21 protein-coding genes are annotated in these 22,019 nt (G+C 66.5%); 15 read left to right on the plus strand and 6 right to left on the minus strand.

From position 1 onward, the window contains the following. Positions 1 to 25 precede the first annotated feature (25 nt). From GN331_RS12315 to GN331_RS12335, 5 genes are all read right to left on the minus strand, one after another. Positions 26 to 247, minus strand: coding sequence for a SlyX family protein (locus GN331_RS12315; protein ID WP_156642562.1), 222 nt, complete (start codon positions 245 to 247; stop codon positions 26 to 28). A 3-nt stretch (positions 248 to 250) separates the two neighbouring features. Beyond that, the gene (locus GN331_RS12320; RefSeq protein ID WP_156642563.1) at positions 251 to 1,600 is read right to left on the minus strand and encodes a UDP-glucose dehydrogenase family protein; all 1,350 of its coding nucleotides are present in this window, start codon (positions 1,598 to 1,600) and stop codon (positions 251 to 253) included. Positions 1,601 to 1,697: 97 nt separating this feature from the next. Next, on the minus strand, positions 1,698 to 2,477 hold the full coding sequence (locus GN331_RS12325) for an FKBP-type peptidyl-prolyl cis-trans isomerase (RefSeq protein WP_156642564.1): 780 nt from the start codon (positions 2,475 to 2,477) through the stop codon (positions 1,698 to 1,700). Between the two features lie 82 nt (positions 2,478 to 2,559). Then, positions 2,560 to 3,471 (minus strand): FKBP-type peptidyl-prolyl cis-trans isomerase N-terminal domain-containing protein, encoded by a 912-nt coding sequence (locus tag GN331_RS12330; protein WP_156642565.1) that lies wholly within the window; start codon positions 3,469 to 3,471, stop codon positions 2,560 to 2,562. 111 nt (positions 3,472 to 3,582) lie between these two features. After that, on the minus strand, positions 3,583 to 4,155 hold the full coding sequence (locus GN331_RS12335) for a glutathione peroxidase (protein ID WP_156642566.1): 573 nt from the start codon (positions 4,153 to 4,155) through the stop codon (positions 3,583 to 3,585). Between the two features lie 168 nt (positions 4,156 to 4,323). Between GN331_RS12335 and GN331_RS12340 the strand changes: the two genes are divergently transcribed. The 4 genes from GN331_RS12340 to GN331_RS12355 are packed head-to-tail and all read left to right on the plus strand — an operon-like array spanning position 4,324 to position 7,092. Beyond that, entirely contained in the window at positions 4,324 to 4,794 is a 471-nt protein-coding gene (locus tag GN331_RS12340) for a hypothetical protein (RefSeq protein WP_156642567.1), read from the plus strand. Between the two features lie 5 nt (positions 4,795 to 4,799). Continuing rightward, the gene (locus GN331_RS12345; protein WP_156642568.1) at positions 4,800 to 5,180 is read left to right on the plus strand and encodes a GntR family transcriptional regulator; all 381 of its coding nucleotides are present in this window, start codon (positions 4,800 to 4,802) and stop codon (positions 5,178 to 5,180) included. Continuing rightward, positions 5,177 to 6,055, plus strand: coding sequence for an ABC transporter ATP-binding protein (locus tag GN331_RS12350; protein WP_156642569.1), 879 nt, complete (start codon positions 5,177 to 5,179; stop codon positions 6,053 to 6,055). The genes GN331_RS12345 and GN331_RS12350 overlap by 4 nt, the downstream gene beginning before the upstream one ends. Then, on the plus strand, positions 6,052 to 7,092 hold the full coding sequence (locus tag GN331_RS12355; RefSeq protein WP_231734491.1) for a hypothetical protein: 1,041 nt from the start codon (positions 6,052 to 6,054) through the stop codon (positions 7,090 to 7,092). The genes GN331_RS12350 and GN331_RS12355 overlap by 4 nt, the downstream gene beginning before the upstream one ends. Positions 7,093 to 7,148: 56 nt before the next feature. On the opposite strand, the gene GN331_RS12360 is transcribed toward GN331_RS12355, so the two are convergent. Beyond that, positions 7,149 to 8,579, minus strand: coding sequence for a class II fumarate hydratase (locus GN331_RS12360; RefSeq protein WP_156642570.1), 1,431 nt, complete (start codon positions 8,577 to 8,579; stop codon positions 7,149 to 7,151). A gap of 83 nt (positions 8,580 to 8,662) precedes the next feature. Here GN331_RS12360 and purB point away from each other — a divergent pair, with 83 nt between their 5' ends. From purB to pilH, 11 genes are all read left to right on the plus strand, one after another. After that, positions 8,663 to 10,030 carry an adenylosuccinate lyase gene (gene purB, locus GN331_RS12365; RefSeq protein WP_156642571.1) on the plus strand — a complete coding sequence of 456 codons (1,368 nt, stop codon included), beginning with the start codon at positions 8,663 to 8,665 and terminating at the stop codon, positions 10,028 to 10,030. Positions 10,031 to 10,052: 22 nt separating this feature from the next. Then, complete coding sequence (locus tag GN331_RS12370; protein WP_156642572.1) at positions 10,053 to 10,454, plus strand: VOC family protein; 402 nt, start codon at positions 10,053 to 10,055, stop codon at positions 10,452 to 10,454. Between the two features lie 107 nt (positions 10,455 to 10,561). Further along, positions 10,562 to 11,713: a ribosomal protein uL16 3-hydroxylase gene (locus GN331_RS12375; RefSeq protein ID WP_231734505.1), complete on the plus strand. Its 1,152-nt coding sequence runs from the start codon at positions 10,562 to 10,564 to the stop codon at positions 11,711 to 11,713. A 5-nt stretch (positions 11,714 to 11,718) separates the two neighbouring features. Beyond that, positions 11,719 to 12,636 carry a GNAT family N-acetyltransferase gene (locus GN331_RS12380; protein WP_156642574.1) on the plus strand — a complete coding sequence of 306 codons (918 nt, stop codon included), beginning with the start codon at positions 11,719 to 11,721 and terminating at the stop codon, positions 12,634 to 12,636. A 136-nt stretch (positions 12,637 to 12,772) separates the two neighbouring features. Then, a complete protein-coding gene (locus tag GN331_RS12385; protein WP_331713473.1) occupies positions 12,773 to 15,616 on the plus strand; it encodes a 2-oxoglutarate dehydrogenase E1 component in 2,844 nt (947 codons plus the stop codon). 36 nt (positions 15,617 to 15,652) lie between these two features. Continuing rightward, the gene (sucB, locus tag GN331_RS12390) at positions 15,653 to 16,873 is read left to right on the plus strand and encodes a dihydrolipoyllysine-residue succinyltransferase (protein ID WP_156642576.1); all 1,221 of its coding nucleotides are present in this window, start codon (positions 15,653 to 15,655) and stop codon (positions 16,871 to 16,873) included. Positions 16,874 to 16,878: 5 nt separating this feature from the next. Then, positions 16,879 to 18,318, plus strand: a complete 1,440-nt coding sequence (gene lpdA / locus GN331_RS12395) for a dihydrolipoyl dehydrogenase (protein ID WP_156642577.1) — start codon at positions 16,879 to 16,881, stop codon at positions 18,316 to 18,318. A gap of 86 nt (positions 18,319 to 18,404) precedes the next feature. Continuing rightward, positions 18,405 to 19,262, plus strand: a complete 858-nt coding sequence (locus GN331_RS12400) for a class I SAM-dependent methyltransferase (RefSeq protein ID WP_156642578.1) — start codon at positions 18,405 to 18,407, stop codon at positions 19,260 to 19,262. Continuing rightward, on the plus strand, positions 19,262 to 19,855 hold the full coding sequence (locus GN331_RS12405) for an LOG family protein (RefSeq protein ID WP_156642579.1): 594 nt from the start codon (positions 19,262 to 19,264) through the stop codon (positions 19,853 to 19,855). The genes GN331_RS12400 and GN331_RS12405 overlap by 1 nt, the downstream gene beginning before the upstream one ends. Continuing rightward, the gene (locus tag GN331_RS12410) at positions 19,855 to 20,850 is read left to right on the plus strand and encodes a YhdH/YhfP family quinone oxidoreductase (protein WP_156642580.1); all 996 of its coding nucleotides are present in this window, start codon (positions 19,855 to 19,857) and stop codon (positions 20,848 to 20,850) included. The genes GN331_RS12405 and GN331_RS12410 overlap by 1 nt, the downstream gene beginning before the upstream one ends. A gap of 75 nt (positions 20,851 to 20,925) precedes the next feature. Then, entirely contained in the window at positions 20,926 to 21,321 is a 396-nt protein-coding gene (gene pilH, locus GN331_RS12415) for a twitching motility response regulator PilH (RefSeq protein ID WP_156642581.1), read from the plus strand. Positions 21,322 to 22,019: the final 698 nt, after the last annotated feature.

A 22,019-nucleotide genomic window follows, 5' to 3' on the forward strand; every position in this document is an offset into this window, starting at 1 on the left:
CGCGCGGCGATGCAGCATCGACGCGTCAGTAATGGGGCGGCGGCGGTTCGTCCGCCGGATCGGCCATCTGGCCGCTGCGCGAGGATTTCATTTCCTCGAGCACGCGGCGGAACAGATCGGCGTTGTGCTGCGCTTCGATGCGGGCGGCCGCGAGCGCGTCGCTCATCTCGGCGATCGTGCCCTCCAGGAAGGCGATGCGCGTTTCGAGTTCCACCACGCGCGATTCGAGCGCATCGCTCCCGGTCATCGATCAGGCCTGCGTTTCGGTGCGCAGCGAGCGGCCACGGCCGATGCCGTAGTACGCCAGGCCCGCGGCTTCGACTTCGGCCGGATCGTAGAGATTGCGACCGTCGAAAACGACCTTGTCCTTCAAGGTCCTGGCGAGCTTGCCGAAATCCGGGCTGCGGAATTGCTTCCACTCGGTGACCACGACCAGTGCATCGGCATCCTGCAAGGCCTCGCTCGCGGTTGCGCACAGGTGCAAATCGTCGCGCGTGCCGAAGATACGGCGCGCTTCCTGCGTGGCTTCCGGATCGAAGGCCTGCACGCGCGCACCGGCTTCCCACAACTGCGCAAGCAGCGTGCGGCTGGAGGCGGCGCGCATGTCGTCGGTGTTCGGCTTGAACGACAGGCCCCACACGGCGACGGTCTTGCCGGCCACGCCATCGGGGAAATGCCGCTGCATCAATTCGAACAGGTGTTGCTTCTGCGCGGCGTTGACCGCTTCCACCGCGTCGAGCAGGCGCGGATTGCAGCCGTACTGCTGCGCGGTCCAGGCGAGCGCCTGCACGTCCTTCGGGAAGCACGAGCCGCCGTAACCGGCGCCCGGGTAGATGAAGTGCCAGCCGATGCGCGGATCCGAACCGATGCCCTGGCGCACGTGTTCGATGTCGGCGCCCACCTGCTCGGCGATGCACGCCATCTCGTTCATGAAGGAGATCTTCGTGGCGAGCATCGCGTTGGCCGCGTACTTGGTCAGCTCGGCCGAACGCACGTCCATCGCCACGATGCGCTCGTGGTTGCGATTGAAGGGTGCGTAGAGGCGCTTGAGTTTTTCCAGCGCCTGCGCGCTGTCGGTGCCGATGACGATGCGATCGGGGCGCATGCAGTCGTTGACCGCGTCGCCTTCCTTGAGGAATTCGGGATTGCTGACGACGTCGAAGACGAGCGTCGTGCGGCGGTTGGCCAGTTCCTGCGCGATCGTCGCGCGCACCTTGTCGGCGGTGCCGACCGGCACGGTCGACTTGTTCACCACCACCACCGCGCGCTGCACGTGCTGGCCGATGGTGCGTGCCACCGCGAGGACGTACTTGAGGTCCGCGCTGCCGTCTTCGTCCGGCGGCGTGCCCACGGCGATGAAGACGACGTCGCCGTGTTCGATCGCGGCGGCCGCATCGGTGGTGAAGTTCAGGCGGCCGGAGGCGTGGTTGGCTTTCACCATCGACTCCAGGCCCGGCTCGTAGATCGGGATCACGCCCCGGTTGAGGCCCTCGACCTTGGCGTTGTCGATGTCGACGCAGATGACGTCGTGCCCGACTTCCGCAAGGCAAGTTCCGGTGACGAGTCCGACGTAGCCGGTACCGAAGATGGTGACGCGCATGGAGTGTCCTGCTGAGCTTGAATAAACGGCATGGTCGCAGCCGCCATCGTCACGCCGCGGTGAAACCGCGGCGTGACCACATCATGTCAGGCGTCGATTACTGCTTCGGCGGCTGGACGATGTCGAGCAGTTCGACGTCGAACACCAGCGTGGCGTTCGGGCCGATCGGGCCGCCCGGCGTGCCCTTGTCGCCGTAGCCCAGGTTGCCCGGGATCCACAGCTTGAACTTGCTGCCCACCGGCATCAGCTGGATGCCTTCCTGCCAGCCCGGCACCACCTGGTCGAGCGGGAACACGACCGGCTGGCCGCGCTCGTAGGAGCTGTCGAAGGTCTTGCCGTCGAGCGTGGCGCCCTTGTAGTGGACGCGGACGATCTCGCCGGCCTTGGGCTTCGGGCCCTTGCCTTCGGTCACGACCTGGTACTGCAGGCCCGAGGCCGTGGTCTGCACGCCCGGCTTCTTGGCGTTGTCGGCGAGGAACTTCTTGCCGGCGTCGAGGTTGTTCTTGGCATCGGCTTCGGCCTTGGCCACGGCCTTCTGCTGCATCTTTTCGCCGAAGGCTTCGCTGGTTTCGCGCGCCTGGTCTTCGGTCATCAGCAGCTTCTCGCCCTTGAGCGTCGACTTGACGGCCTTGGAAATGACGTCGTAATCGACTTCATCCTTGATCGGCTCCAGCTGCTTGCCCAGCGCCATGCCGACCATGTAGCTCACGCGGTCTTTTTCGGTGGGAAGGCCGGCGATCTGCGCGCCCTTGGCGGTCGTCGAGGCGGAGGCGGGGGCGTTGGCGTCGGCCGCTTTTTCCGGCGGCTTGCAACCGGCGGCGAAGGCCGCGGCGGCGGCGGCGGTGAGGACGAGTGCGTGGCGCATGGACAGCTTCATCGTTGGGCGCTCCTGGAAATCGGGAAATGGAAAATCAAACTAAGGGGAAACGAAAAAATTCTGATGGGGTCAGCGGATGGGGTCATTCGACGCCGAGCAGTTCGACATCGAACACGAGCGTTGCGTTCGGACCGATGTGGCCGTCCGGCATGCCCGAGGACCCGTAAGCCAGGTCGCCGGGGATCCAGAACCGGTATTTGCCGCCGACCGGCATCATCGACAGGCCTTCGCTCCAACCGGCGATGACCTGCGACAGCGCGAAGGTGCGCGGCTGGTTGTCCTGCGTGCTGTCGAACTCGGTGCCGTCCAGCAAGGTGCCGCGATAGAGCACGGTCACGCGCTCGCCCGGCTTCGGCCGCATGCCCGCGCCCTGGCGCAGGATCATGTATTGCAGGCCGGACCTGGTCGTGAACACGCCTTTTTGCAGCTTGTTCTTCGCGAGGAATTCCTCGCCCTTCTTCAGGTTGCCGTCCGCGCCCTGCTGCGCGCGGGAAACCGCCAGCGCGTTGAGTTTGGTATCGAATTCCTGGCGGACGATGGTCGCCTCTTCCGCGCTCAGCAGCGGCTTGCCGCCGGAGAACGCGGTGCGGATCGCCTGCATCACCACCGGCATGTCGACCTGGTCTTGGATCGGCGCCAGGCGGCGGCCCCATTCGACGCCCGCGAGCAGGCCGACGTCGACCTTCGAGATCTCGGGAAGCTTGGCGCCGGGCTGGTTGCGCGCACCGATGCGCGCCATCAGCACTTCGCTCGTCTTGCGCGCAGTGGCGTCGTCGATGAGCGGCGGCTTGCCGGCCATCGCGTTGCGCATGGCGCGTTCGAAGGCGGCGATGTCGACGTCGGGGCCGATGGGGGCGTTCGACTCGGCGATGTCCATGCCGACCATGTAGCTCGCCTTGTCGCGCTCGGTGAGCAGCTTCGTCTTGTCCTGCGCATGCGCGGACAACGCGAACAGTGTCAGCAGCACGGCGATGCCGCGCACGAAACCCTTCATCCGGTGGAACTCCTGTCGACTAATGCGGGGGACGCGTCGGGTCGCACCGCGCGGCCGACCATTGTCGGGGCGCGCGGGGCTGCTGGGCAAACCTCCCGGAAGGGCGATGGTTCAGGCGCCCTTCGGCTTGGGGGCGGCGAGCGCCTTCTCGATCTCCGCGACGACGGCGGCATCGTCGGGCGTGGTTTTCGAGCCCCAGCTTGCGATCAAGCGGCCATCGCGACCGATGAGGTACTTGTGGAAGTTCCACTTCGGCGGGTCTTTGGAGAGCGACGCGAGGTCCTTGTACAGCGGCGTGGCATCGGCGCCGACCACGTGCACTTTCTCGAACATCGGGAACTTCACGCCATACGTGAGGGTGCAGAACTCTTTGATGGCCTTCTCATCGTCGTATTCCTGCGCTTTGAAATCGCCCGAAGGAAAGCCGAGGACGGCGAAGCCGCGCCCCGCATATTTCTGGTGGAGCGCTTCGAGCGCTTCGAACTGCGGCGTGTAGCCGCACTTGCTGGCGGTGTTGACGATCAGGACGACGTCGCCGCCGTAGGTCTTGTCGAGTTCGACCGGGGTCTTGCCCGCCAACGGCCGGTAGCTGCGGTCCAGCAGGCCGGTTTTTCCGGCGAAGGCGGCCGTCGCCAGGGCCAGCAGCAGCGCGGTGGCGCCTGAAATTGCGAGGAAACGACGCATACGGGGGCGGCCTCGGGGGAATCGGGCCCGAAGGATGCCACGCCTGTGCGACGGAACCCGTGCCCACCGTCGGCCTATGCCTTTAGTTGGGTGGATTGGTTGTTGACCGGGGGAATGGTGGTGTTATAGTTGCCTACAACACCGATCACCCAGAGCAGGACGCCCACCATGAACCGCAAGCTCCACAACACGGTCACCGCGCTGTTCGCGACCTCGGGGCTCCTCGTGCTGAGCCTGATGGCCGCGAATCCCGCGCCGTCGCTCGGCGAAGCGGTCTTCTCCCCTGTCGTCGCGACGCCGGCCGCGCCCCACGCGCCGGCCGACGCGAAGCTGGCGAAGATCGTCGCCGAAGGCCGCCACGCCGCCGCTGCCGCCAAGCGCATCGAAGCGCGCGCCCTGCAGCTCCAGGCCCGCATCGACAAGGCGAAGGACGGCAACGAGAAGATCGGCGAAGTCGTCGGCTTCGTCGCCGAAGCCGCCACGCTCGCCTCCATCGCCGCCGCGATGGACGGCATCGAAAACCCGGACATCGTCGCGAACGTCGACGACGAAGTCGCACCGGCCAAGCCTGTCCGCAAGCGCGCGGTCGGTCGCCAGTCGGTCGCGATGCCCTTCTTCTCCTTTGCGCCGCGAGGCTGAGCCCAATGACCGCAATCGAATGGAGCGACGGCGCTCCCATCTACCGCCAGCTGAAGGAACGCGTCGTGGCGATGCTGCTCGACGGGATCCTGAAGCCGGGGGACGCACTGCCCTCGGTGCGCCAGGTGGCCGCCGAATACCAGCTCAATCCCATCACCGTCTCGCGCGCCTACCAGGAGCTCGCGGACGAAGCCATCGTCGAAAAACGCAGAGGACTCGGCATGTACGTCACGGAAGGGGCTTCGGAAAAACTGCTTGGCAGCGAGCGCGAACGCTTCCTGCGCGAAGAGTGGCCGTTGGTGCTGGAACGCATCCAGCGCCTGGGCCTCTCGCTCGACCGCCTGCTGCGTAATGCCACTGCCGCCCCCAACGGAGGCCAGGCATGAACGTCGCCGTCGAAACCCAGTCCGTCGTCAGCGCACGCAACCTGCGCAAGGCGTACAAGAACAAAGTCGCGCTGGACAACACCGCGTTCGAGATCCCGCAGGGCCGCATCGTCGGCCTCATCGGTCCGAACGGCGCCGGCAAGACCACCGCGCTGAAAGCGCTGCTCGGCCTGATCCCGTTCGAAGGCGACCTGCGCGTCCTCGGCCGCGACCCGCGCACCGAACGCGACGCGCTGATGAACGATGTGTGCTTCATCGCCGACGTCGCGGTGCTGCCGCGCTGGATCCGCGTGCGTGAAGCGATCGAGTTCGTCGCCGGCGTGCATCCGCGCTTCGACCGCGCGCGCTGCGAACGCTTCCTCGCCAACACCCAGCTCAAGCCCAACATGAAGGTGCGCGAGCTGTCCAAGGGCATGATCGTGCAGTTGCACCTGGCCCTGGTGATGGCGATCGACGCCAAGCTGCTCGTGCTCGACGAACCCACGCTCGGCCTGGACATCCTGTATCGCAAGCAGTTCTACCAGCGCCTGCTGGAGGACTACTTCGACGAGAACAAGACGATCGTGATCACCACGCACCAGGTCGAGGAGATCGAACACATCCTCACCGACGTGATGTTCATCCGCGACGGCAAGGTCGTGCTGTCCGCGCCGATGGATGCGGTGGGCGAGCGTTACGTCGAAGTCCTCGTCAACGCCGACCGCACCGAAGAAGCGCGCACCCTGCGCCCGATCGACGAGCGCAGCCTGCCGTTCGGCAAGACGGTCATGTTGTTCGACGGGATCGAACAACACCGCCTCGCCGGCCTGGGCGAAACCCGCACGCCGGGCCTCGCCGACCTGTTCGTCGCCACCATGAAGGGCACCTACGCATGAACGCATCCACCTTTGATGGCGAACCGCGCCGCGCACCCGTGGCCGCGCCCCACCCGACCCACAAGTTCAAGCTGTTGCTGCGCCGCGAGTTCTGGGAGCACAAGGGCGGGTTCTTCTGGGCGCCGATCTGGGCCGGCGGCATCTCGGTCGTGCTTGCGCTGATGGCGCTGGTCGTGGCCGAAGTCGGCGCGCGCAAGGCGCTGGCGAGCGGCCATTTGAATGGCGACAGCATCCGGATCAACGGCCTGAACTTCAGCGGGATCACGGAGAAGATGAGCGCCGCCGACCTGCAACAGTGGGGCCATGCGGTCGATGCCTCGCTGCTGGTTTCCTCGGTGTGGCCCTTGATCGTGCTGGGCTTCGTGGTGTTCTTCTACTGCCTCGGCGCGCTGTACGACGAACGCAAGGACCGCAGCGTGCTGTTCTGGAAATCGCTGCCCCTGTCGGACCGCGACACGGTGTTGTCGAAGGCCGCCAGCGCGCTGGTCGTCGCACCGGTGATCGCCGTCGGCGTCGCGATCGCCACGATGTTCGCCTTCGGCCTGGTCGTCAGCCTCGTCATGCCGATGCACGGCCTCAACCCCTTCAAGTTCTTCTGGGGCATGGGCAATCCGATCGAAGTGGCCGGCACGCTGGTCGCCGCGATCCCGGTGTACGCCGCATGGGCGCTGCCGACCGTCGGCTGGCTGATGCTCTGCTCGGCCTGGGCGCGCAGCAAGCCGTTCCTGTGGGCGGTGATGATCCCCGTGTTCGCCGGCATCTTCGTGGCCTGGTTCGACGTGATGAACGTCTTCAACCTCGACACCGGCTGGTTCTGGCAGCACGTCGTGCTCCGCTCGCTCACCTCGGTCTTCCCGGGCATGTGGATGACGGCGCAGAACGTGCGCATCGACAACCCCGCCGACTTCGACGCGCTGTCGCACATCCAGGGCATGTACTCGGTGTTCGCCACGCCGCAGATGTGGATCGGCGCTGCGGTCGGCATCGCGATGATCGTCGCCGCGATCCGCCTCCGCCGCTGGCGCGACGACAACTGATCCCCTGGAAAGGATGCTGCACCCCCACTGCCCCGGCTCACGCCGGGGCTTTTTTTTCAGCCGCCGCCACCAGCGCCGCCGCTGCCGATGCCGCCCTTGGTGAGCGCGGCCGGATCCAGCAACGCCTTGAGTTTCGCCGCTGGCAAACCACTCATCTCCAGCGCGACATCGAACACGGGCCGCCTCTCCGCATACGCGCGCTTGGCGATCGCCGCGGCTTTTTCGTAACCGATCACCGGATTGAGCGCCGTCACCAGAATCGGATTGCGGCCGAGCGCTTCATCGACCTTGTCTTTGCGCACCTTCAAACCCGCGATCGCCGAATCGGCCAGCAGGCGCATCACGCTCGACAGCAGGCGGATCGATTCGAGCACGTTGGAACCGATCAGCGGCAACATCACGTTGAGCTGGAAGTTGCCCGACGCGCCGGCGATGGTCACCGTCACGTGCTGCCCCATCACCTGCGCGCACACCATGCACGTGGCCTCGGGAATCACCGGGTTCACCTTGCCCGGCATGATCGAACTGCCGGGTTGCAGCGCGGGCAATTCGATTTCGCCCAGGCCCGCGAGCGGACCGGCATTCATCCAGCGCAGGTCGTTGGCGATTTTCATCAGCGCCACGGCGAGTGCGTTGAGTTGGCCGGACAACTCGACCGCGTCGTCCTGCGCGGCGATGCCTTCGAACTTGTCGGCCGCCGATTCAAACCGCGTGCCGGACAGGTCGCTCAACGCTTTCGCCATGCGCTTGCCGAAACGCGGATCGGCGTTGATGCCCGTGCCGATCGCGGTGCCGCCGATGGGCAGGCGTCGCACGCGTTTACCCGCGTCGACCAGGCGCTCGCGTGCGGACGCAAGCTGCGCCGACCAAGCACCGAATTCCTGTTCGAAGGTCAGCGGCATCGCATCCATCAGGTGCGTGCGCCCGGTCTTGACGACCTTGCCGATCGCGCGGCCCCTGCGGTCGATCGTGCGGCGCAAGTGATCGATCGCCGGCAGCAAGTCTTCGATCACGGCCAGTTGCGCGCTCACGCGGATGGCCGTGGGAATCACGTCGTTCGAACTCTGCCCGAGGTTGACGTCGTCGTTCGGATGCACGGCCTTGCCGGCCTTGGATGCGAGCGCCGCGATGACCTCGTTGGCGTTCATGTTGCTCGAGGTACCCGAGCCGGTCTGGTAGATGTCGATCGGGAAGTGCGCGTCCCACGCGCCGTCGGCCACCGCGAGCGCGGCCGCGCGGATCGCCGCGGCCTGGCGCTTGGGCAGCAGGCCGAGCCCGGCGTTCACGTCGGCGGCCGCGGCCTTGATCAGGCCCAGCGCGCGAATGAACCCGCGCGGCATCGGGCGGCCGGAAATCGGGAAGTTCTGCACCGCGCGCTGGGTTTGCGCGCCCCACAGCGCATCGGCGGGAACGCGCAGCTCGCCCATGCTGTCGTGCTCGATGCGGTCGCCGCGCTTGCCTGCGGATCGGGTGGTTGCCTTCGCCATCGGAGCCTCCTGCAGCCGGTCGGCGGGAGCATACGCCCGCAAGCGTTTAAACTTGCGCGCTCCCTGGCCCAGAACCCGCCTCGATGACCGACGCCCCGCTCCTCGCCCTGTCCCCGCTCGATGGCCGCTATGCGGGCAAGGTCGACGCGCTGCGCCCGATCTTCTCCGAGTACGGGCTGATCAAGGCGCGCGTGAAGGTCGAAGTCGAATGGCTGCTCGCGTTGGCCGATGAAGCTGGCATCGTCGAACTGCCCGCGTTCGACAAGGCCGCGCGCGGACGCCTGCAGGCGCTGGCCGCCAACTTTTCCGTCGCCAACGCCGCGCGCGTGAAGGAAATCGAGCGCACGACGAACCACGACGTCAAGGCGGTCGAATACTTCATCAAGGAAACGCTGAAGGACGACGCGGCCCTGGGCCCCGCGATGGAATTCGTCCACTTCGCCTGCACCAGCGAAGACATCAACAATCTGTCCTACGCCCTGATGCTGCGCGAAGCGCGCGACACGGTGCTGCTGCCGAAACTCGACGAACTGATCGGCAAGCTGCGCGCGATGGCGCACGAAAACGCCGCGCTGCCGATGCTCTCGCGCACGCACGGCCAGACCGCCTCGCCGACCACGGTCGGCAAGGAACTCGCGAATGTCGTCGCGCGCCTGGATCGCCAGCGCAGCGTGCTCGCCGCATTGCCGATGCCGGGCAAGATCAACGGCGCGGTGGGCAACTACAACGCGCACGTCAGCGCGTATCCGGATGTCGACTGGCCGACCTTCGCACAGGGCTTCGTCGGCTCCCTCGGCCTGGATTTCCAGCCCTACACCACGCAGATCGAGCCGCACGACGGCGTCGCCGAACTGTGCGATGCATGCAAGCGCATCGACACGATCGCCATCGATCTGTGCCGCGACATCTGGGGCTACATCTCGCTGGGCTACTTCAAGCAGGCGGTGAAGGCCGGTGAAGTCGGCAGCTCGACGATGCCGCACAAGGTCAACCCGATCGACTTCGAAAACGCGGAAGGCAACTTCGGCATCGCCAATGCGTTGTTCGAACACTTCGCCGCAAAGCTGCCAATCAGCCGCTGGCAGCGCGACCTCACCGACTCGACGGTGCTGCGCGCGCTCGGCACGGCCTTCGGCCATTCGCTGATCGGCTTCGATGCGCTGCTGCGCGGCCTCAACAAGCTCAGCACGAATCCCGACCGCCTGGCCGCCGACCTCGACGCCGCATGGGAAGTGCTCGCCGAAGCCGTGCAGACCGTGATGCGCCGCCACGGTTTGCCGAACCCGTACGAGCAACTCAAGGCATTGACGCGTGGCCAGGGCATCACGGCCGAGTCGATGCAGGCGTTCATCGCTTCGCTCGACCTGCCCGACGATGCACGCGCACGTTTGGCGCAACTCACGCCCGCGACGTACATCGGCCTGGCCGAACGCCTCGCGAAGGACATTTGATCGCTGCGAAGGAGGTGGCGCGATGCGGATGCTGGTCAACATCGACGTCCCCGAGATCGCCACGGCCGAGCGTTTCTACGGCGAAGCCTTCGGCCTGCATCGCGGCCGGCGCTTCGGCAGTGATGCCCTCGAACTGCTCGGCGCGGACGTGCCGATCTATTTGCTTCACAAGCAAGCCGGCACGATCGGTGCCGGTGCCACCGCCCGCGATTACCTCCGCCATTGGACGCCCGTGCACGTCGATGTCGTCGTCGATGATCTCGACGCGGCATTGATCCGCGCGATCGCCGCGGGTGCCGTGCAGGAAGGCGCGGTCCGCGAAGCCGGTTGGGGGCGCATCGTGCAACTGGCCGATCCCTGGGGACACGGCTGGTGCCTGCTGCAATTCCTCGGCCGCGGTTACGACGAGATCGCTACCCAATGAAGTCCAAGAAACGCACCAAGAGCACCCCTCCCCGGCCCTCCCCTGTCAAAACAGGGGAGGGAGTGCTGCCCTTCGAAGTCGACGCCACGCACCTGCCGCCGCTCGGCATGCCGCCCGAGCGCTTCCTGCGCGATTACTGGCAGAAGCGCCCGTTGCTCATCCGCAACGCGTTCCCCGGCTTTGTTTCACCGATCGCGCCCGAAGACCTCGCGGGTCTTGCGTGCGAAGAAGCCGCGTTGTCGCGGCTGATCGCGCACGATCGCGCCGGGGATTCGTGGATGGTGCGGCACGGGCCGTTCGAAGAAGAGTTGTTCCCCGAACTCGGCGATCACGATTGGACGCTGCTGGTGCAGGACGTCGACAAGTGGGACGCCGATGTCGCCGCGTTGTTGCCGGCCTTCGCGTTCCTGCCGCGCTGGCGCATCGACGACATCATGGTGTCGTTCGCGGCGACCGGCGGCTCGGTCGGCGCGCATGTGGACCAGTACGACGTGTTCCTGCTGCAGGCGCACGGGCATCGCCGCTGGCAGGTCGACGCGAGCGAAGCGATGGGGCGCAAGGCGCCGGGCATCGCGTTCCGCGACGACGTCGAACTCAAGCTGCTGCGCGACTTCCACCCCACGCACGATTGGGTGCTCGGCCCCGGCGACATGCTCTACCTCCCGCCGGGCGTGCCGCACCACGGCGTCGCCGAGGATCCGTGCCTGACCTTCTCGGTCGGCATGCGCGCACCGTCCACGGCTGAGTTGCTCGGCGATTTCATCGACACGCTCGCCGCCGACGCCGACGAATCACTGCGCTACGCCGACCCCGACCTCACCGTCCCCGCCGATCCGAACGAGATCGACGCCGCGGCGATGGATCGCGCCATCGCCGCGCTCAACGCCTTGCGCATGAACGATCCCGAGCGCCTCGGCGATTGGTTCGCGCGCTTTTCCACGCTCTACCGCGCCGCCGGCGAAGTGCAGCCGCCCGACGCCACGCCCTCGCGCATCGAACTGGAATGGGACCTGGGCCAGGGCGTGCGGCTGTCGCGGCACCCGTGGTCGCGCGCCGTGTGGCGCCGCGCCGGCAAGAAAGGCCATCTGTTCGTCAGCGGCCTGGCCTTCGCCATGCCCGTGAAGGACGCGAAGACGCTCGCCGCCGCCGGCACGCTCGACGGCGCGCAATACGCCGGCCTCTCGCAGGCCGGACGCGATGCCGTCTTTTCGTTGGTGGAGGCAGGGCACTACCAAATGTTGATCGACGAGGACGAGTGACCGCCATGGACAGCGAGCCCAGCCAACCGTTCCGCATCGAGGCCGTGGATTACGAAGCGGCCATCAACCAACTGCGCGCGGTGCGCGAGATCGTGTTCGTCGAAGAGCAGCAAGTTCCGCTCGAACTGGAATGGGACGAGCTCGACCCGCAATGCGTGCATGTCCTGGCGCGCGCACTCGACGGCACGCCGATCGGCACCGGCCGGTTGACGCCCGAACACAAGATCGGCCGCATGGCGGTGCTGCGCGAATGGCGCGGCAAGGGCGTGGGCGATGCGATGTTGCTCGCGCTGATCGAACAGGCGCGGCAGCGCGGCTGGCGCGAGATCTCACTGCACGCGCAGACGCCGGCGATCGAGTTCTACCTGCGCCACGGCTTCCAGCCCTACGGCGAGCGTTTCTGGGAAGCGGGCATCGAACATCAATCGATGCGCCGCATGCTCGGCGGTCCGTCGGCGATCGACCATCGCGACACGGCCATTGCCACCATCGTCGACATCATCGACGACGCGCGCCGCTCGCTGTGGCTCTACACCCGCGATCTGGACCCCGGCCTGCTCGATGCACCGCCGGTGCTGGACGCGCTGCGCCGATTCGGCACCGCCGGGCGCGGCAACGAGTTGCGCGTGCTGCTGCAGGATGCCGCCGCGCCGCAACGCGGCCATGCGCCGCTGCTCGCACTCGCGCAGCGCCTGCCCAGCGTCTTCCTGTTCCGCGAAGTCGACGATCCGGTCGACAGGGCCTATCCCTCGGCCTACCTCGCCAACGACCTGGGCGGCTATTACTTCCGCACCCTGGGCCATCGCTTCGACGGTGAAGCCGACCTGCACGCACCGGGCCGCGCGCGGCAGTTGCGCGGGGCATTCATGGCGGTGTGGGAACGCGCGCGACCGGTCAGCGAATACCGCGCGTTGGGCATCTGAGTCGTCCCCACCCATTCATTTGGGTGCAGGGCTCTGATTCGCAGGGCTATAATTCTCGGCCTTTCGCGCCTGGTCGGCCCGTCCGGACTTGAGCGCGCGCCCGTTTGCCCCCATCGAAGAGCTTCCCGACCTTATTGTGGACAGTCTCCTGAAGCAGTTTGCGCAGTCCTCCCAGCTCGGCGCCAATGCCGCCTATCTCGAGGACTTGTACGAGCAGTACCTCGTCGCCCCGGAGTCGGTGGGGCCCAAATGGAAGGCGTATTTCGACGGCCTGAAGGGTCGCGAAGCCGGTGACGTCCCGCACAGCGTGGTGATGGAACAGGTGGCCGATGCCGGCCGCCGTGCCGCACGCGGCCTGCTCGACGCACCCGCCGCCACTGGCGCGGGCGATGCCCGCGAGCGTTCGGTCGGCCGCCTGATCACCGCCTATCGTTCGCGCGGCCACCTGCAGGCCAACCTCGATCCGCTCGGCATGGCCGTCAAGCCCGATGCGCCCGACCTGGCGCTCGGCTTCCACCATCTGTCCGAAGGCGACCTCGACGCCGAGTTCTCCACCGGCGGCCTCGCCGGCCAGCAGCGCATGAAGCTGCGCGACATCGTCGGCGTGCTGAAGTCCACCTACACCGGCCCGATCGGCGTGGAGTTCATGCACATCACCGACGTCGAACAACGTCGCTGGATGCAGGAACGCCTGGAAACCGCCGGCGGCAACTACGGCCGCACGCCGGAGCAGAAGGCCCGCATCCTCGAGCGCCTCACGGCCGCCGAAGGCCTCGAGCGCTACCTGCACACCAAGTACGTCGGCCAGAAGCGCTTCTCGCTGGAAGGCGGCGACAGCCTGATCCCGATGCTCGACGTCATCATCGCCCGCGGCGGTGGAGACGGCGTGCGCGAAGTCGTGATGGGCATGGCCCACCGCGGCCGCCTCAACGTGCTGGTCAACACGCTCGGCAAGCCGCCGCGCAAGTTGTTCGACGAGTTCGAAGGCAAGTTCGAACACGACGATCGCGCGCACACCGGCGACGTGAAATACCACATGGGCTTCTCCGCCGATGTCGCCTCCCCGGGCGGCCCGGTGCATCTCGCGCTCGCGTTCAATCCTTCGCACCTGGAAATCGTCGACCCGGTGGTCGTCGGCTCCGTGCGTTCGCGCCAGATGCGCCGCAAGGACACCGAGCGCAAGTCCGTCTTGCCGATCCTGATGCACGGCGACGCCGCGTTCGCCGGCCAGGGCGTGGTGATGGAACTGTTCCAGATGTCGCAGGCGCGCGGCTTCAATGTCGGCGGCACGCTGCACATCGTCATCAACAACCAGGTCGGCTTCACGACCAGCGCCGCGGAAGACGCGCGTTCCACGTTGTATTGCACGGACGTCGCCAAGATGGTCGGCGCGCCGGTGCTGCACGTGAACGGCGACGACCCGGAAGCCGTCGCGTTCGTCGCCGAAATTGCATACGACTTCCGCCAGCGCTTCCTGAAGGACGTCGTCGTCGATCTCGTCTGCTACCGCCGCCACGGCCACAACGAGGCCGACGAGCCGGCGGCCACGCAGCCGCTGATGTACCAGAAGATCCGCGCGATGAAGACCACGCGCGAGCTCTACGCCGCCAAGCTCGACGCCATGGGCGAGATCAAGGCCGATCAGTCGCAGGCGATGGTCGATGCGTTGCGCAACAAGCTCGATGCCGGCGAAGTCACGACCGAAGTGGTCGAAGTCACGGGCGATGAGTTCACCGTCGACTGGTCGCGCTTCAAGGCCAAGCTGTCCGATCCGGTCGACACGAAAGTGCCGCGCAAGGAACTCGACAAGCTTGCCGCGCAAATCAACACGATCCCCGACACCGTCAAGCTGCATCCGCGCGTGGCGAAGATCTACGAAGACCGCCGCAAGATGGCGGCCGGCGAAGTGCCGGGCGACTGGGGCTTCGCGGAAAACCTCGCGTACGCGACGTTGCTGACCGAAGGCAACAAGCTGCGCCTGGTCGGCCAGGACTGCGGCCGCGGCACGTTCTTCCACCGCCACGCGATCCTGCACGACCAGAACACCGACGCGTACTACCTGCCGCTGCGCGAACTGGTGCAGGACAAGAAGGACGTGGCGATCATCGATTCGCTGCTCAGCGAAGAAGCGGTCATGGCGTTCGAATACGGCTACGCCACCGCCGATCCCATGACGCTCGACATCTGGGAAGCCCAGTTCGGCGATTTCGCCAACGGCGCGCAGGTGGTGATCGACCAGTTCCTGTCGTCGGGCGAAGCCAAGTGGGGGCGCCTGTGCGGCCTGGCGCTGTTCCTGCCGCACGGCTACGAAGGCCAGGGCCCGGAACACAGCTCCGCGCGTCTTGAACGCTTCCTGCAGTTGTGCGCGCTCGACAACATGCTCGTCTGCACGCCGACCACGCCGGCGCAGGCCTTCCACATGATCCGCCGCCAGCAGCGCATGGATACGCGCAAGCCGCTCGTGGTCATGACGCCGAAGTCGCTGCTGCGCCACAAGCTCGCGGTCTCCTCGCTCGACGAACTGGCGAAGGGCGAGTTCCAGGAATTGATCCCGGCAAGCAACGTCTCGTCGAAGGCCGCCGACCTGAAGAAGGTCAAGCGCGTCGTCGTGTGCGGCGGCAAGGTCTACTACGACCTGATCGAAGAAGCGACCAAGCGCGAGATCAAGGACGTGGCGATCGTGCGCGTCGAACAGCTCTATCCCTTCCCGCGCGCCAAGCTCGTCGCGGAACTGCAGCGCTTCCCCTCGGCCACCGAAGTCGTGTGGTGCCAGGAAGAACCGCAGAACCAGGGCGCGTGGTACCAGATCCAGCACCACCTGCGCTTCTGCCTGCAGCCCAAGCAGACGCTCAACTACGTCGGCCGTTTGCGTTCGCCCTCGCCCGCCGCGGGACACCTTGCCGAACACGTCGCCGAGCAGACCGCGCTCGTCGCCGATGCACTGGTCAATCCCGTGCATGGCGACGCGTGCCCGGAATGATCGCTCGCACCCCTTATCGAACCCAGGACGCCTGATATGGCCATCGAAGTCAAAGTTCCGGTCCTTCCCGAATCCGTTTCCGACGCGACCATCGCGACCTGGCACAAGAAGGCAGGCGACGCCGTCAAGCGCGACGAAAACCTGCTGGACCTGGAGACCGACAAGGTCGTGCTCGAAGTCCCCTCGCCCGTCGACGGGGTGCTGAAGGAAATCAAGTTCGAAGAAGGCGCGACCGTCACCTCGCAGCAGGTCATCGCTGTCATCGAGGAAGGCGCCGCCGCCGCGGCAACGCCCGCGAAGGCGGAAGCGCCGAAGGCCGAAGCCCCGAAGGCCGAAGCACAGGCGCCTGCCAAGAGCGCGGCTGTCGCTGCACCCGCCGCGCCTGCGAAGGCCGCGCCTGCCGCCGCCACCGGCGAACTCCCGCCGGGCGCGCGTTTCACCGCCGCGTCCGAAGGCATCGATCCCTCGCAGGTCGAAGGCACCGGCCGCCGTGGCGCGGTGACGAAGGAAGATCTCGTCAACTACGCGAAGGCCGGCGGCACCGTCGCCGCTTCGGCGCGCCCGGAACAGCGCGTGCCGATGACGCGCATGCGCGCGCGCATCGCCGAACGCCTGATGCAGTCGAAGAACTCCATCGCGATGCTGACGTCCTTCAACGAGGTCAACCTCGCGAAGGTCATGCAGATGCGCAAGGATCTCGGCGAACAGTTCGAGAAGGCCAACGGCATCAAGCTCGGCTTCATGAGCTTCTTCGCCAAGGCCGCCGCCAATGCACTCGCGCGCCACCCGGCCGTCAACGCGTCGGTCGATGGCAACGACGTCATCTATCACGGCTATGCCGACATCTCGATCGCGGTGTCGACCGAGAAGGGGTTGGTCACGCCGGTGCTGCGCAACGTCGAGCGCATGGGCTTCGCCGAAATCGAAGCGGGCATCGCGGCGTACGCGAAGGCCGCGCGCGAAGGCGGCCTGAAGCTGGAAGACCTCCAGGGCGGCACGTTCACGATCACCAACGGCGGCACCTTCGGTTCGCTGATGTCCACGCCGATCGTCAATCCGCCGCAGAGCGCGATCCTCGGCATGCACGCCATCAAGGAGCGCGCGATCGTCGAGAACGGCGCCGTCGTCGCCGCGCCGATGATGTACATCGCGCTGAGCTACGACCACCGCATCATCGACGGCAAGGACGCGGTGCTGTTCCTGGTCGACATCAAGAACCAGCTCGAAAATCCGCACCGCATGCTGTTGGGGATGTAATCGACATGGCTGAGACCGCTCTCAAAGAGAATTTTGACGTCATCGTGATCGGTGCCGGCCCCGCCGGTTACCACGCCGCCATCCGCGCCGCGCAGCTGGGCCTGAAGACCGCGTGCATCGACGCCGCGCTCGGCAAGGACGGCAAGCCCGCCCTCGGCGGCACGTGCCTGCGCGTGGGTTGCATCCCGTCCAAGGCGCTGCTCGACAGCTCGCGCCAGTTCTGGAACCTCACCCACCTGTTCGGCGAACACGGCATCACCGCGACGAATCCGGCGATCGACATCGGCACGATGATCGGTCGGAAGGACAAGATCGTGAAGCAGTTCACCGGCGGCATCGCCATGCTGTTCAAGGCGAACAAGGTCACGCCGTATTACGGCTTCGGCCAGCTGCAGCCGGGCAACGTGGTCACCGTCAAGCAGCACGACGGCACGACCGTCGAGCTCAAGGGCACGAACGTCGTGATCGCGGCGGGTTCGGATTCGATCGAGCTGCCGTTCGCGAAGTTCGATGGCAAGACCATCGTCGACAACGTTGGCGCGCTCGACTTCACCGAAGTGCCGAAGCGTTTGGGCGTGATCGGCGCCGGCGTGATCGGCCTGGAACTCGGTTCGGTGTGGAAGCGCCTGGGCGCCGAAGTCACCATCCTTGAAGCGCTGCCGGATTTCCTGGCCGCCGCCGATGCGGAAGTCGCCAAGACCGCCGCGCGCGAATTCAAGAAGCAGGGCCTCGACATTCGCCTCGGCGCGAAGGTGTCGAAGGCCGAAGTGAAGAAGAACGAAGTCGTTCTGACCTACACCGACGCCAAGGGCGAGCAGACGATCACCGTCGACAAGCTGCTGGTGTCGGTCGGCCGTCGCGCGGCGACCAAGGGTCTTCTCGCGGAAGGTACGGGCGTCAAGCTCGACCAGCGCGGCATGATCGAAGTCGACGAGCATTGCCACACCGGCGTGGACGGCGTGTGGGCCGTCGGCGATTGCGTGCGCGGCCCGATGCTGGCGCACAAGGGCTTCGAGGAAGGCATCGCGGTGGCCGAGTTGATCGCGGGCCTGCCGGGCCACGTCAACCTCGACACGATTCCGTGGGTCATCTACACCGAACCCGAGATCGCGTGGGTCGGCAAGACCGAAGAACAGCTCAAGGCCGAAGGCATCCCGTACAAGGCCGGCAGCTTCCCGTTCGCGGCGCTGGGCCGCGCGGTGGCGATGGCCGAACCGGCGGGCTTCGTGAAGGTCATCGCGCACGCGGAGACCGATCGCATCCTCGGCATGCACCTGGTCGGCGTGAATGTCTCCGAGCTCGTGCACGAAGGCGTGCTCGCGATGGAGTTCAGCGGCTCGGCCGACGACCTCGCCCGCATCTGCCACGCGCATCCGACCCTGTCGGAAGCGGTGCACGACGCCGCGATGGCCGTGCACAAGAGAGCGATTCACAAGGCGAACTAAGCGTTCGCCTGCGCCCCTCTCCCACCGGGAGAGGGGTTGGGGAGAGGGTCCGCAGCACCACGCATCCCAAGGGAGACGCATCGCCGATGGTCGACACCAACCCCATCCGCAACGTCTCCGACACCGCGCTCTGGGTCGCCACCTATCGCGCGATGGAATCCGAGCGGTCCGACGCGCTCTTCAACGATCCCTACGCACGCCGCCTCGGCGGCGCACGCGGACAGGCGATCGTCGAAGCACTGCCTTCCGGCTCTGAAACCAGCTGGCCGCTCGTCGTGCGCACGTGCGTGATGGACGACATCGTGCAACGCCTCGTGCGCGCCGGTGCGAAGACCGTGCTGAATCTCGCCGCAGGCCTCGACGCACGTCCGTATCGCCTGAACCTCCCCGCCGACCTGCGCTGGCTGCATGTCGACATGCCGGAGATGGTCGACTACTTCCGCACCGGCATGGCCGGCGAAACGCCGAAGTGCCGGCTCGAATTCATTCCCGCCGACCTGCGCGACGCCGACACGCGCCGCGCGGTGTTCGCGAAAGCGGCCGAAGAAGGCCCGGTGTTCGCGATCACCGAAGGGCTGCTGATCTATCTGGAAGCCAGCGACGTCGCCGCGCTCGCGCGCGACCTGCACGACGTCGCGCATGCCCGCTGGTGGCTGATGGACCTGGCCTCCCCTCGCCTGCTGAAGATGCTGGAAAAGCGCTGGTCGCCGACGCTCAAGAGCGGCAATGCGCCGTTCCGCTTCGGTCCGGCCGAAGGCACCGCGTTCTTCGCAAACGCCGGCTGGCGCGAAAGCGAATGGCATCCGACGTGGACCGATGCGATGCGCCTGAATCGCAAACCGCGCGGCGCGAACTTCTGGAACTTCCTGTTGAACATTTCGCCGCGCAAGCATCGCGAGGCGAACTTGCGCATGTCGGGCATCGCGCTGCTGGAGTCCAATTGATGCGATCGGTGTGCGTGTACTGCGGATCGAACATGGGCGCGCGCCCGGAATACGCGCAGAAAGCCACCGCACTCGGCACGCGCCTGGCACGAGAAGGTCTCGCCGTGGTCTACGGCGGCGGTAACGTGGGCTTGATGGGCGTCGTCGCGGACGCCGCGCTCGCGGCCGGTGGTGAAGTGATCGGCGTGATCCCGGAACAACTCGTCGGCTGGGAAGTCGCGCATACGGGCCTGACGCGCCTGGACGTCGTCGCCAACATGCACGAACGCAAGGCGCGCATGTTCGATCTCAGCGATGCCTTCGTCGCGCTGCCCGGCGGCTTCGGCACGCTGGACGAAATGTTCGAGATGCTCACCTGGCGCCAGCTCGGCCTCGGCGACAAACCGTGTGCATTCCTCGACGTCGAAGGGTTCTACGAACCGCTCGCCGCGATGATGGACCGCATGGTCGAGGAACGCTTCCTCCACGCCGACCAACGCCGCGACCTCTGGCACGGCGACGACCTCGACGCGTTGCTCGCGTGGATGCGCGCGTACGAACCGGCGCATGCTTCGAAGCACATGGACGGCAAACGCCGAAAGGATCTCCGCTGATGACCGACGTGCCCGCACAGTTCGCCGCCTTCCGCATCCACGACGACGCCGCGGGGTATCGCAGCGGCATCGAGCAGATTGCGCTCGATGATCTCGCGCCGGGCGAAGTCGTCATTCGCGCCGTGTTCTCGTCGGTCAACTACAAGGACGCGCTTGCGGGCACGGGCAAGGGGAAGATCCTGCGCAAGTTTCCGCTGGTGGGCGGAATCGATGTCGCGGGGCATGTCGTCGCGTCCACCGACCCGCGCTTCAAGGAAGGCGACGCGGTCCTCGCCACCGGCAGCGGCCTGAGCGAAACGCGCGACGGCGGTTATTCGCAGTACGTGCGTCTGCCGGCGCAGTGGACGATCGCGCTGCCCGACGGCTTGTCGCTGCGCGAAAGCATGATCCTCGGCACCGCGGGTTTCACCGCGGCGCTCGCGCTGCTGCGCATGGAAGACAACCGGCAAACGCCGGCGCTCGGGCCGCTCGCGGTGACGGGCGCGACGGGGGGCGTCGGTTCGCTCGCGGTCGCGATCTTCACGCGCGCCGGTTACAACGTGCACGCGATCAGCGGCAAGCCCGACGCAGCGGCGTATCTGCGCGACCTGGGCGCCACCGAAATCCTCACCCGCGACGCGCTCGCGACCACGCGCCCGATGGAAACCGCGCGCTTCGGCGGCGGCCTGGACAACGTCGGCGGCGCGATGCTCACCAGCCTGCTCGCGCAGACCGCGCCCTACGGCAACGTCGCCAGCGCGGGCCTGGCCGCATCGCCCGCGCTGGACGCGACCGTGATGCCCTTCATCATCCGCGGCGTCTCGCTGCTGGGCGTGGCCTCGGCCGGCACGGCGCGCGATATCCGCGAGGAAGTGTGGTGTCGCCTCGCATCGGACTGGAAGCCGGCGCAGTTGGAACGCATCTGCACGCGGGAGGCGGGGCTGGAGGAATTGCCCCTGGTCTTCGACACCATGCTGGCCGGCGCCTCCTTCGGGCGCACTTTGGTCCGCCTGTAATCGAAAACAGGACACACGCGGCTTGCCTAGCGGGGCAGCCCAGCTAGAATGCGCCGAGATTCTCCGGGGACCCCCATGGCTCGCATCCTGATCGTCGACGACTCGCCCTCCCAGCTGATGGGCATTCGCCGCATCGTCGAAAAACTTGGCCACGAAGCGCTCACCGCCGAAGACGGCGCCGCGGGCGTGGAAGCCGCCAAGCGCGAGTTGCCCGACCTGATCCTGATGGACGTGGTGATGCCGAACCTCAACGGGTTCCAGGCCACGCGTTCGATCACGCGCGAGGCCACTACCAAGCACATCCCGATCGTGCTGGTGACCACGAAGGACCAGGACACCGACCGTGTGTGGGGCATGCGCCAGGGTGCGAAGGCCTACATCACCAAGCCTTTCAGCGAATCCGAACTCGCCGACATGATCCAGCAGATGCTGGGCGGCGAAGCGCCGCCGGCGCCTGCATCCGAAGAATGACCCACCTCCCCTGCAGGGGAGGTCAAAAAGAAGCCCGCCACACGGCGGGTTTCTTTTTGGGTGGGGTAAGCGCCGAGGTGCAGCACGTAGACCCATTCGTTGCTGTTGCTTGTTCGCCGACACCAGATTGGCGCATCGGCGCGCCGCATTGAAGGCCACATTGCTCCGCAAGAGCTCACGCTCCGCAATGTGACCTTCAACGCGACGACCGCTGCGCATCAGGCCTGATGGTCTCTCGACAGCACCTGATGAATGTTTGCGATACGCGCTGATGGGTGCGCGCCGACTGCCAGCACACCAGATGGACGGAACGTCGCCCACCTCGGCGCGCGCACCGTCGTGACTTCGTCGCCTCTGGCAGGCGACGTTCCTCGCGGCGATCTGAGGGGCGAAGCGGCGAAGCGGTGCTTCTCTCCCTTCGGGAGAGAAGATGGGACCTCAGCGCAGCCGCTCTGCCATCAACTCGCCGCGAAGGCGCCGATGCCCGAGAGAGGACATCGAGGAGAACGCGCGACCGGAGCTCGGCTCCAAGATGTCCTCGACGGGCAAGGCGTCCGCCCGTCTGGTGTGCTGGCTGTAGGCGCGCATCCATCAACAAGCGACGCAACCATCCCCACCAAGCTGTCGAGCAACCCGACGAATAGCGCGCAGTGGACGTCGCGTTGAAGGCCACATTGCGGAGCTTGAGCTCTTGCGGA

The organism is Noviluteimonas gilva, from assembly GCF_009740395.1.
Lineage (GTDB): Bacteria > Pseudomonadota > Gammaproteobacteria > Xanthomonadales > Xanthomonadaceae > Noviluteimonas > Noviluteimonas gilva.

Coding starts and splice junctions, on each gene's coding strand:
- GN331_RS12315 (WP_156642562.1), bottom strand. CDS start 247: ATGACCGGGAGCGATGCGCTCGAATCGCGCGTGGTGGAACTCGAAACG.
- GN331_RS12320 (WP_156642563.1), bottom strand. CDS start 1,600: ATGCGCGTCACCATCTTCGGTACCGGCTACGTCGGACTCGTCACCGGA.
- GN331_RS12325 (WP_156642564.1), bottom strand. CDS start 2,477: ATGAAGCTGTCCATGCGCCACGCACTCGTCCTCACCGCCGCCGCCGCC.
- GN331_RS12330 (WP_156642565.1), bottom strand. CDS start 3,471: ATGAAGGGTTTCGTGCGCGGCATCGCCGTGCTGCTGACACTGTTCGCG.
- GN331_RS12335 (WP_156642566.1), bottom strand. CDS start 4,155: ATGCGTCGTTTCCTCGCAATTTCAGGCGCCACCGCGCTGCTGCTGGCC.
- GN331_RS12340 (WP_156642567.1), top strand. CDS start 4,324: ATGAACCGCAAGCTCCACAACACGGTCACCGCGCTGTTCGCGACCTCG.
- GN331_RS12345 (WP_156642568.1), top strand. CDS start 4,800: ATGACCGCAATCGAATGGAGCGACGGCGCTCCCATCTACCGCCAGCTG.
- GN331_RS12350 (WP_156642569.1), top strand. CDS start 5,177: ATGAACGTCGCCGTCGAAACCCAGTCCGTCGTCAGCGCACGCAACCTG.
- GN331_RS12355 (WP_231734491.1), top strand. CDS start 6,052: ATGAACGCATCCACCTTTGATGGCGAACCGCGCCGCGCACCCGTGGCC.
- GN331_RS12360 (WP_156642570.1), bottom strand. CDS start 8,579: ATGGCGAAGGCAACCACCCGATCCGCAGGCAAGCGCGGCGACCGCATC.
- purB (WP_156642571.1), top strand. CDS start 8,663: ATGACCGACGCCCCGCTCCTCGCCCTGTCCCCGCTCGATGGCCGCTAT.
- GN331_RS12370 (WP_156642572.1), top strand. CDS start 10,053: ATGCGGATGCTGGTCAACATCGACGTCCCCGAGATCGCCACGGCCGAG.
- GN331_RS12375 (WP_231734505.1), top strand. CDS start 10,562: ATGCCGCCCGAGCGCTTCCTGCGCGATTACTGGCAGAAGCGCCCGTTG.
- GN331_RS12380 (WP_156642574.1), top strand. CDS start 11,719: ATGGACAGCGAGCCCAGCCAACCGTTCCGCATCGAGGCCGTGGATTAC.
- sucB (WP_156642576.1), top strand. CDS start 15,653: ATGGCCATCGAAGTCAAAGTTCCGGTCCTTCCCGAATCCGTTTCCGAC.
- lpdA (WP_156642577.1), top strand. CDS start 16,879: ATGGCTGAGACCGCTCTCAAAGAGAATTTTGACGTCATCGTGATCGGT.
- GN331_RS12400 (WP_156642578.1), top strand. CDS start 18,405: ATGGTCGACACCAACCCCATCCGCAACGTCTCCGACACCGCGCTCTGG.
- GN331_RS12405 (WP_156642579.1), top strand. CDS start 19,262: ATGCGATCGGTGTGCGTGTACTGCGGATCGAACATGGGCGCGCGCCCG.
- GN331_RS12410 (WP_156642580.1), top strand. CDS start 19,855: ATGACCGACGTGCCCGCACAGTTCGCCGCCTTCCGCATCCACGACGAC.
- pilH (WP_156642581.1), top strand. CDS start 20,926: ATGGCTCGCATCCTGATCGTCGACGACTCGCCCTCCCAGCTGATGGGC.